Origin of the sequence: Hyalangium sp., from assembly GCF_035629615.1 — a bacterium.
Taxonomy (GTDB): domain Bacteria; phylum Myxococcota; class Myxococcia; order Myxococcales; family Myxococcaceae; genus Hyalangium.
This window is the reverse complement of the sequence record NZ_DASPHO010000835.1, coordinates 1-8,268: the sequence shown is the minus strand read 5'-3', so window position 1 is coordinate 8,268 and position 8,268 is coordinate 1. Positions and strand designations below refer to the sequence as shown.

8 protein-coding genes are annotated in these 8,268 nt (G+C 66.1%); 4 read left to right on the top strand and 4 right to left on the bottom strand.

Annotation, left to right across the window (positions count from 1 at the left end; genetic code table 11):
• Nucleotides 1–1,416 (bottom strand): RCC1 repeat-containing protein (locus VD972_RS42035; protein ID WP_324995125.1); only part of this gene is annotated, 1,416 nt, incomplete at its 3' end.
• Between the two features lie 518 nt (nucleotides 1,417–1,934).
• Nucleotides 1,935–2,366, bottom strand: a complete 432-nt coding sequence (locus VD972_RS42030; protein ID WP_324995123.1) for a helix-turn-helix domain-containing protein — start codon at nucleotides 2,364–2,366, stop codon at nucleotides 1,935–1,937.
• A 239-nt stretch (nucleotides 2,367–2,605) separates the two neighbouring features.
• On the opposite strand from VD972_RS42030, the gene VD972_RS42025 reads away from it, so the two are divergent.
• The 3 genes from VD972_RS42025 to VD972_RS42015 all read left to right on the top strand — a co-directional run bounded on the left by VD972_RS42025 (nucleotide 2,606) and on the right by VD972_RS42015 (nucleotide 5,081).
• Nucleotides 2,606–3,394, top strand: coding sequence for a ceramidase (locus VD972_RS42025; protein ID WP_324995121.1), 789 nt, complete (start codon nucleotides 2,606–2,608; stop codon nucleotides 3,392–3,394).
• A gap of 192 nt (nucleotides 3,395–3,586) precedes the next feature.
• On the top strand, nucleotides 3,587–4,411 hold the full coding sequence (locus VD972_RS42020) for an OmpA/MotB family protein (protein ID WP_324995119.1): 825 nt from the start codon (nucleotides 3,587–3,589) through the stop codon (nucleotides 4,409–4,411).
• 31 nt (nucleotides 4,412–4,442) lie between these two features.
• Complete coding sequence (locus VD972_RS42015; RefSeq protein ID WP_324995117.1) at nucleotides 4,443–5,081, top strand: hypothetical protein; 639 nt, start codon at nucleotides 4,443–4,445, stop codon at nucleotides 5,079–5,081.
• Between the two features lie 49 nt (nucleotides 5,082–5,130).
• Here VD972_RS42015 and VD972_RS42010 read toward each other — a convergent pair whose 3' ends face one another.
• A complete protein-coding gene (locus VD972_RS42010; protein ID WP_324995115.1) occupies nucleotides 5,131–6,087 on the bottom strand; it encodes a class I SAM-dependent methyltransferase in 957 nt (318 codons plus the stop codon).
• A 253-nt stretch (nucleotides 6,088–6,340) separates the two neighbouring features.
• Nucleotides 6,341–7,369, bottom strand: a complete 1,029-nt coding sequence (locus VD972_RS42005) for a hypothetical protein (protein ID WP_324995113.1) — start codon at nucleotides 7,367–7,369, stop codon at nucleotides 6,341–6,343.
• A 279-nt stretch (nucleotides 7,370–7,648) separates the two neighbouring features.
• Between VD972_RS42005 and VD972_RS42000 the strand changes: the two genes are divergently transcribed.
• On the top strand, nucleotides 7,649–8,268 hold a 620-nt coding region (locus VD972_RS42000; protein ID WP_324995111.1), incomplete at its 3' end, for a molybdopterin-dependent oxidoreductase.

The following is an 8,268-nucleotide window of genomic DNA, read 5'->3' as shown; positions in this document are numbered from 1 at the left end:
GTTGGCACCCCAGGCCCACACCGTGCCGTCCTGCTTCAGCGCCAGAGAGTGGAAGGAGCCCGCCGCCACGGCCACCGCGCCCACGAGCCCCATGGCCTGCACGGGCGTAAGGCTCGCTTCGGTCCCACCCGTGCCGAGCTGGCCGAAATAGTTGTTACCCCAGCTCCACACGGTGCCATCCGCACGGACCGCAACCGCGTGCGCCTCACCGGCACCAACGCCCACCATGTTTGTCAGGCCCGCCACCGGCGTGGGGGTGGCGTCCTCAGGCCGCACGATCTCCCCCCCGAGCCTCGCCCCGAGGCCCCACTGCCAGACGGAGCCATCCCCCAGCACCGCCAGGGCAAATGCGAAGCCCGAGGCGCTCCCCCGCACGTCCGTCACTCCCACCACCGGGACTGGCGAGAACCGGCGATCGGTGCCCGTACCGAGCGCGCCCCCCGAGTTGCTTCCCCATCCCAGCAACGTTCCATCCCGCTTCAGCGCCAGCGACTGGCTGTCACCCGCGGCCACCGCCACTGCGCCCTTCAGCCCCGGCACCGGCCTTGGGGTGGGTCTCGAGATCTGGGTTCCATCCCCCAGCGCCCCCGAGGCGTTGTTGCCCCAGGCCCATACCGTGCCGTTCTTCTTCAGCGCCAGCCCGTGGCTGTTCACGGAGATCGCCTTCACGCCGTCCAGCCCCGGAATCGGGGCCGCGGTGGAGCGCCAGGGCGCACCCTCCCCGAGTTGACCCTGGAAGTTGTTGCCCCAGCCCCACACGGTGCCGTCCTCCCTCAAGGCCAGGGAAGCCCACCCCCCTGACGCCAGCGCCACCACCTTCGTCAGTCCCAGGACCTTCACCGGCACGGTGCGGCCTTGTGTCGTCCCGTCCCCGAGCTGGCCAAAGTTGTTGCGCCCCCAGGCCGAGACCGTGCCGTCCGCATGCAGCGCCAGCGAGTGGGTGGTACCCGCCGAGACGGAGACCACGCCCGCCAGCCCCGGCACCTGCACCGGTACGAGGCGCCCCTGGGTCGTCCCATCTCCGAGCTGGCCGAAACTATTGGAGCCCCAAGCCCACACCGTCCCGTCCGCGCGAACAGCCAGCGAGTGGTTGGTCCCCGCGGAGAGGGACACCACGTCCGTCAGTCCCAGCACCTGGACCCGCCTGCGCGGCAGCTCCGTCGTGCCGATGCCGAGCTCGCCTTGGAAGTTGGCTCCCCAGGCCTGCACGGTGCCATCCTTCATCAGCGCCAGGGAGAACCCGCCCATGCTGGAGATGGACACCACATCCCTCATACCTGGCATCCGCACCGGCGTGGCCTGGCCCAGCTCAATCTGCGGCAAGGTCCCCGCGGTCTGCCCCGAGGCGCTGCCCCATACCCAGAGGGAGCCCTCCTCTCCGATGACCATCGAGTTCAGGAACGTCGTGACGAGCACGCTCCGCTGAGGCCTTGGCTCCGGTGGTCGCTCTGCGCGTGCTCCACTGCTCCATAACGAAACGGCGAACACCGCCGTCATCCACAGCATGTGAGCTGCATAGCGTCGTGCATGTGTCATGAGGCTCCTCTTCGGGTTCACGGCCCCATGGGACACACGTCCCCTACACGGAACGAAGGTTCCGTTGGGAGCGCATGTCGTGTGGGGGACCGTGTGGCGTGGCCAAAGCAGTGCCCGTGCCACCTACCCGGTTCGGGCTAAATCCGCGGAGTCTAGGGACTTCCTTCCGGGCACCCTGCCCTGGAGTGACAATTTTGGTCACCAAGTGACAGACCGCATGGCACCCCTCGCACGGCCTGGGGCGAGCATCTCAGCCAGCGCCTAGCGGACCTGTCTCAGGCGACCCTGAGCAACGCCTAACGGGGCCAGCAGCTCGAGGAGGTCGACCCAGCCTTGAGCCAAGATGCACGGCGGAACTGTCCTCGCGGCGAGCACGGATGGCTGCAACACGGTGGGCTTCACCCTCTCGGACGTCCCACCAGCCGTGCCCTCTCGCCTGTAGCCCGGCGGCTCTTCTCGCGCGCGTCCTTCTGGTCGTAGCGATCGCGGGCCTCCTGGATCATGAACCGGTGCTTGTCGGCCCACGCCGCGAGCACTCGAACGGGCTCAAGCAGCGTCCTGCCGAGCTCGGTCAGCTCGTAGTCCACGCGTGGCGGGACGGACGGGTACAGCGTGCGTGTCACCAGCCCGTCGCGCTCGAGTCCCCTGAGCGTGAGCGTGAGCATCCGCTGCGAGATGCCCTCGATGGTGCGCCGCAGCTCGTTGAAGCGCAGGGGCCCGCCGCCCAGGAACGAAACGACGAGGACGCTCCACTTGTCGCCGACGCGATTCAGAACCTCGCGTGCCGCCACACACGAGCCGTGGGACACCTGGATGTGACTCGGTGACATGAATGTGCCTCCTTGCAAGACCCCTGGGTGGTCGTGAAAATAGCCTTGGTTACGAAAAGTGACCAGGCTCAAAATGAGAACTGTTCCACCCTGTCTCCCAACCCAATGTCCGTCCCCACAAAGCTCTTCTCCTCTCCATCGCTCGTAGGTGCGTCCCAGTGCCTGCCGCTCCTGACCGTCTCGGTTGACCACGAGGACCTGTGGACGCCCCTCCCCGCGCCGAATAGCGTCCGTCCATCATGCAAGCGCCGGACGCAGGCTTCTGGGGACCCAAGACCGCAACCGTGGACTGGTGCGAGACGAACTACGAGCACCTCCACTACGTGTGCGAGCTGTTCAACTCGGTCTCCAGCCTGGCGATGGTGCTGGCGGGGGTGCTTGGCATCGTGCTCCATCGTCAAGTGCTGGAGCGCCGCTTCATGCTCGCGTTCGCGATGGTGTCAGTGGTGGGGCTCGGCAGCATGGCGTTCCACGCAACGCTCCTATTCCAGTTCCAGATGATGGATGAGCTGCCGATGCTCTACCTGGCCCTGGTGATGGTCTACATCCTGGTGGAGAACCGGCCCGGGCCACGGTTCGGGCGCTGGTTCCCGCTCGCGCTGTTCGGCTACGCGGTGTTCACCACATGCCTGTCGGCGTTCACCCGGGGGCGCCTGCAGTTCTACCTCTTCCAGGCGAGCTTCGCGTCGCTCGAGGTGTTCGCGCTCGTGCGCGTCTACCTCATCCATCGCCGCAGCCAGGACGCGACGGCCCGGCGCATCTACCGGCTCGGCATCGGCTCCTATGTGCTGGCGATCGTGCTGTGGGTCACCGACATCCGGCAATGCAGCACCCTCAACGAGGCGCTCCCAGCGATGGGGATCCCCAACCCGCAGCTCCACGCGTGGTGGCACGTGCTCGTGTCCTGCGGCTTCTACGCGCTCCTGATGGTCATCGCCCATGACCGGCTGAAGACGCTCGGTCAGTCGCCGCAGGTGCGCTACACCGCCGGAGTGATCCCGATCGTGCGCGGCGCCACCGCGCCGTGAGGCTGTGAACCCCAGCCCTGGGCATCCTCGCTTGGAAGAAGAACCCGTTCTCAGGTGAACGTTCCCGCAGCTCCGGCACAGCGACGCTGGAGGACTGCGATCCCACTGCGCAATTGCAGCCGTAGAACGCACCCGGGGCCGTTTTCACGCACACGAGGTCTCTGCGAAGAGTCGGGCCCCTAGGAGGGACGTATGAACCGGACGATCGTGTCGCTTGCCACAATGGGGCTGTTCCTGGGCTGCGGCGTGTCGAAGTCGCAGCTCGACGCCAAGGCCGTGGAGGCGGAGAACTACCGCCGGCAGTACGGAGACGAGTCGGAGAAGGCCAAGTCACTCGACGCGAAGGTGGCGCAGCTCTCGTCGGAGCTGGAGGCCGCGCAGAAAGAGCGCGCCAGGTCCGACGAGGCGCTCGCCGCCAGCGAGGCCCGAGTGCATGAGCTCCAGAAGAAGGTGGAGCAGCTGACAGCGCTCGCCGAGTCGCTCGGCCAGACCAAGGACAAGCTGGAGAAGGCACGCGCGGAGCTGGAGAAGAAGTCCGATCAGTACGAGTCGCTCGCGCAGAGCCTCAAGGACGAGATCAAGACCGGGAAGATCGAGCTGTCCGAGCTGAAGGGCCGGATGGTGGTGAAGATGAAGGACAAGATCCTCTTCTCGTCCGGCAGCGTGAAGATCAACCCGGAGGGCCAGGCGGCGCTCGAGAAGGTGGCGGAGGCGCTCAAGAACATTGCGGGAAAGCTCGTCCGCGTGGAGGGACACACGGACGACGTGCCGACCGACTCCAAGGGCCCGTTCCCGAGCAACTGGGAGCTGTCCACCACGCGCGCGCTCGCGGTGGTGAAGCTGCTCCAGGACAAGGGCGTGCCCGCGAACCGGCTCTCCGCCGTGGGTTATGGCGAGCACCACCCCATCTCTTCCAACAGGACGCCGCAGGGCAAGAGCCAGAACCGCCGCATCGAGATCGTCCTCGCGCCCGAGGAGCAGGCGCCGGGCGTGAAGACGCCGTCAGCGAACCGGTAGGCCACCGCTGCTTCGACAGGAGGATGCACCCATGAATGTCAGACTCGCCTGGAGCGCCGCGCTCGCGGCGCTGTTCGTGTCCGGTTGTGCGGCCCGGAGCTCTCAGCTCCCGGGCCTGGAGATGCGCTTCTATGAGTCCCCCGCGGACGGGGTGGCCAAGAAGCGGATCCACGAGGAGTTCACCCTGAACGCCACGCTGCTGGGTGACGCCAGCTTGCGCTACCTGCGGCCCTCCGAGCTGCTGAAGGCGGCGGAGACGGGCTCGGGCCAGGGCGATCCCCAGAAGCTGATGCGTGCTGCTCGCACGCTCGTGCCCGGGGAAGGCGTGGTGCTGCTCGGCACGGTGCGCAGCGCGGCCAGTGGCGGGGGCAGCGCGAACCTGGCCATCTACTCGCTCGCGCTGGCGTGCGAGAAGACGAATCTGGACCAGCCGGGAGACCTGCGCGGCTGCAAGGGCTACGTGCTGCGAGTGACGCGCACGTGGCCCGCGGAGGTCTATGCAATCCAGGAGGCCACCGTGTCCCTCATCGCCGAGGGCGGGACGGCCCATGGCCGCATCCGTGCGAAGAGCGAGCCGGGCGCCTTCAAGGCCGAGCTGGAAGGAGAGTTCGCCGCAAGCATCGTCGAGCTGAGCTCGAGCGACGCGTTGGGATCGGACTCCGCGCGCTGAGGTGAAGCTCCTCCTCAGCGCACGGCACGCACCGGGCGAGCGAAGTGTCCTACGCCTTCTCCAGCCCCAGCACGATGGCCAGGTCTCGAATGTAGAGCGCTCCGGAGGTGTCGCGGGGATAGCCCGTAATAGCCTCGGTCTTGAGCTGATACTCGGTCACCACTTCGTGGGCGAATCGCTTCTGGTCCGCATCCGGGAGGGAGGAGAGCCGGTTCATGAAGGGACGGATGCATACGGCGAACCACTCTGCGAGATCCTCTCTCGAGAACGGACGCCATACCGTTCGGAGCTCCCGATGGGTCGCCTTCAGCGGTGAGTTGCCAAGCGCGCTGTCGATCTCCTTGAACGTCGGAAGCGGTGGGTGTTTGAAGGTCCCGCCATCGAAGTAGTGTGCCCAGCTGGGGCGGGCTATCACCGAATACCCCGCCTCGAAGAGCTCTTTGAACGCGCCCCCTGCGGAGAAATACAGGAACGCCTTGCCTTTTGCGGACAGGATGCTCCCGATGCCGGTGAAGGCCCTTGCCTTGTCTTCATCCGAGAGCATCCAGTGAAATGCATAGTTCGACAAGACGAGGTCGAACTCGCCATCCCAGAAGTGATTGCCGAGGTTACGGAGGTCGGCCTCGGCGAAATGGAGATTGCTGTATTGCTCGCGAGGCGAAATTTCTCGGGCAAGCGCCAGCATCTCAGCGGAGATGTCTGAGCCGGTCACCACGCTGCCCGGATTCATCTCAGCGAGGTGCCGGCCAAAGGTACCGGGCCCGCAGCCAATATCGAGCACTCGCTCATCTGCTCCCAAGGGCCCGCAGAGGGTCAGGAGATAGTCGTACCCCTTGAGCTGCAGCAGCGCTGAAGCTCTCAAATATCGATCGGGGTCGAAATTGGCGCCAAGAGGAAGTTGACGAACGGAGGGCGGAAGCACGACCTTTGCCCACACGGCAGGATGTGAAGCTTCCGCAATGACTGTCGACTCAATAGGATTGCTGGGAGCGTGCGTTTGTCGCATGGCCGTGCCTGTCCTCATGATCCGGAGCCTTCCATTCGTAGCGTGTCCCCGGTCGTCGCCGGGCACCCGCCGGCGGGAGAGCATCCCGCGCTGTCGCATCTATCTCGCTTTCATCGTTTCTTAAGACTTAATAACCTGTCCTGAATAGCGCGTCTAGCGGAATTTGCAGGTAATTCTCTCCGGGCCTTGGGCCCGGACGAGGGGTGCCAGGTGCCAGGTGCCAGGTGCCAGCTCGCCGCGGAGCTCGGAGGGGTCACTCGCTCCAGTAGGTCTCGGTCAGCACGCTGAAGCCGGTCACGGTGTCGACGAAGAAGGCGACGTTGTGTCCGCTCCAGGGATCGTTCGCGTAGCTGAAGTAGCAACCCTTGAATGAGCGCCCCGCGCTCAGCGCGTCCAGGTTCGCCAAGCCGGCGGAGATCACGCTGCTGGAGATCTGGTTGTGACGGTTGGCGGTGGACACCGTGCTCACGATCTCGGCACGCACTTCGGCGGCGTTGGCCAGGTTCGGCCGGAGGGTCGCGCCATACGGGACGCTGTTCGGTTCGAGCCCGAAGCACTCCAGCCCACCGAACTGGTAATAGCCGCCCGTCACGATCTGCCACCAGTCGAAGTGGCGGGCCATGTTCGCGCCGTAAGAGCCCGACTGCGGTACTGCGTTCACCGCCGCGATGAGCGCCTCCAGAGGCCGGCTCAGCGTGGCCGCGTTCCGGAGGTTCCGGAGGCTCACATTGCCGATCCCCGCCACATCAGAGATGCCCTGGGCGGAGGTGAAGGGGCGCAGGCTGAGGAGGTTCACGGCGCCATTCCACGCGTACGGCAGCACGTCGTGCAGCTCTGAGTCGCTGAGGGTGTTGACCAGCGACACCATCGCGGCGGAGTCGTCGGTGGAGACCGCGAGCTCGTCCATGATGCCGACGCAGCTGGGGCCAATGAAGCCCTCGGCGCGGGCGCCGCCCTCGATCTGCTCGAGACGGGCCGGACCGACCCCTTGGACCACGGCGACCTGCGCCAGCGTCACGAACGGCGACGACGCGCGCAGGGTGACGAGGTGGGTGGCGACGTCGCTCGGCAGGTACTCATCCAGCGTCTGGAACGACGCTCCGTTCACGAAGTGGAGGAGGCCCTGACACTCCGGGGCGACATCCACATCCGTGGTGGTGAGCGGCGCCTGCTGGCGCTCGACGGACGGGGACTCGAGAGACTCGGAGGACGGTTCGGATTCAACACCACCGCAACCGGCGAGCATGCTCATGGCAAGAAGGGCTGAGCCAAGACGACGCATCTGGGACTCCTCATGGGGGGACAACGAGGGAGCCGGCTTAATACCCCAATTCTAGAAGTTCGGTCTTGTCACGTTTCAGAGACGAACGATCTCCTCCGCGATGAGCAGCACCTGCGGACTCCAGGCGAGACTTCCCGACGTGGGAGCACATGGGGCTGATATCGTCCGTCAACGATGAGTGATGACGGAAATCCTGAAGACAGGAAAGGAACACCGCCGGGCCCCCCCTCCGTGAGCCGGCGAGGTCTCCTGTCGATCAGCGGAACGGGAGCGATGGCCATGCTCTTGCCCCGTGACGCGGTCGCCGCCGAGAAGGCTCCCGCACCGACGCTCCCCGGCCTGGGTGGGCCTCGGCGGGGGTATGGCGAGCGATCGCCGTCCGAGACCGTGGCGCGGTCGTTCAACCCCACTTCCATCACGCCGGCCACGAGCGCCAGCTTCACGCCCCTGCAGGCCCTGTACGGCATCATCACGCCCTCGGCGCTGCACTTCGAGCGGCACCACTCGGGAGTCCCGGCCATTGACCCGGCTCGACACGAGCTGCTCATCCACGGGCTGGTCACACGCCCGTTGATCTTCGACTTGGAAGCGCTGCGACGGCTGCCTTCCACCTCACGCATTCACTTCATCGAGTGCGCGGGAAACAGCGGACGTGAGCACGCGGGGCGGCCAGGAGAAAATCCCCAGAAGAGCCATGGCCTGATCAGCTGCAGCGAGTGGACCGGCGTACGGCTCGCGGTGCTTCTCAAGGAGGCGGGCCTGAAGAAGGAGGCTCGGTGGGTCGTCGCTGAAGGAGCCGATGCGGCTCGGCATGCGCGCAGCCTGCCACTGGAGAAGGCCCTCGATGATGTCCTCGTGGCCTACGGCCAGAACGGCGAGGCGCTGCGGCCGGAGCAGGG

What these genes read in the sequence shown, in the direction of transcription:
- VD972_RS42005 (WP_324995113.1), bottom strand. Translation starts at nt 7,369, where the DNA reads ATGCGTCGTCTTGGCTCAGCCCTTCTTGCCATGAGCATGCTCGCCGGT.
- VD972_RS42025 (WP_324995121.1), top strand. Translation starts at nt 2,606, where the DNA reads ATGCAAGCGCCGGACGCAGGCTTCTGGGGACCCAAGACCGCAACCGTG.
- VD972_RS42010 (WP_324995115.1), bottom strand. Translation starts at nt 6,087, where the DNA reads ATGCGACAAACGCACGCTCCCAGCAATCCTATTGAGTCGACAGTCATT.
- VD972_RS42020 (WP_324995119.1), top strand. Translation starts at nt 3,587, where the DNA reads ATGAACCGGACGATCGTGTCGCTTGCCACAATGGGGCTGTTCCTGGGC.
- VD972_RS42030 (WP_324995123.1), bottom strand. Translation starts at nt 2,366, where the DNA reads ATGTCACCGAGTCACATCCAGGTGTCCCACGGCTCGTGTGTGGCGGCA.
- VD972_RS42015 (WP_324995117.1), top strand. Translation starts at nt 4,443, where the DNA reads ATGAATGTCAGACTCGCCTGGAGCGCCGCGCTCGCGGCGCTGTTCGTG.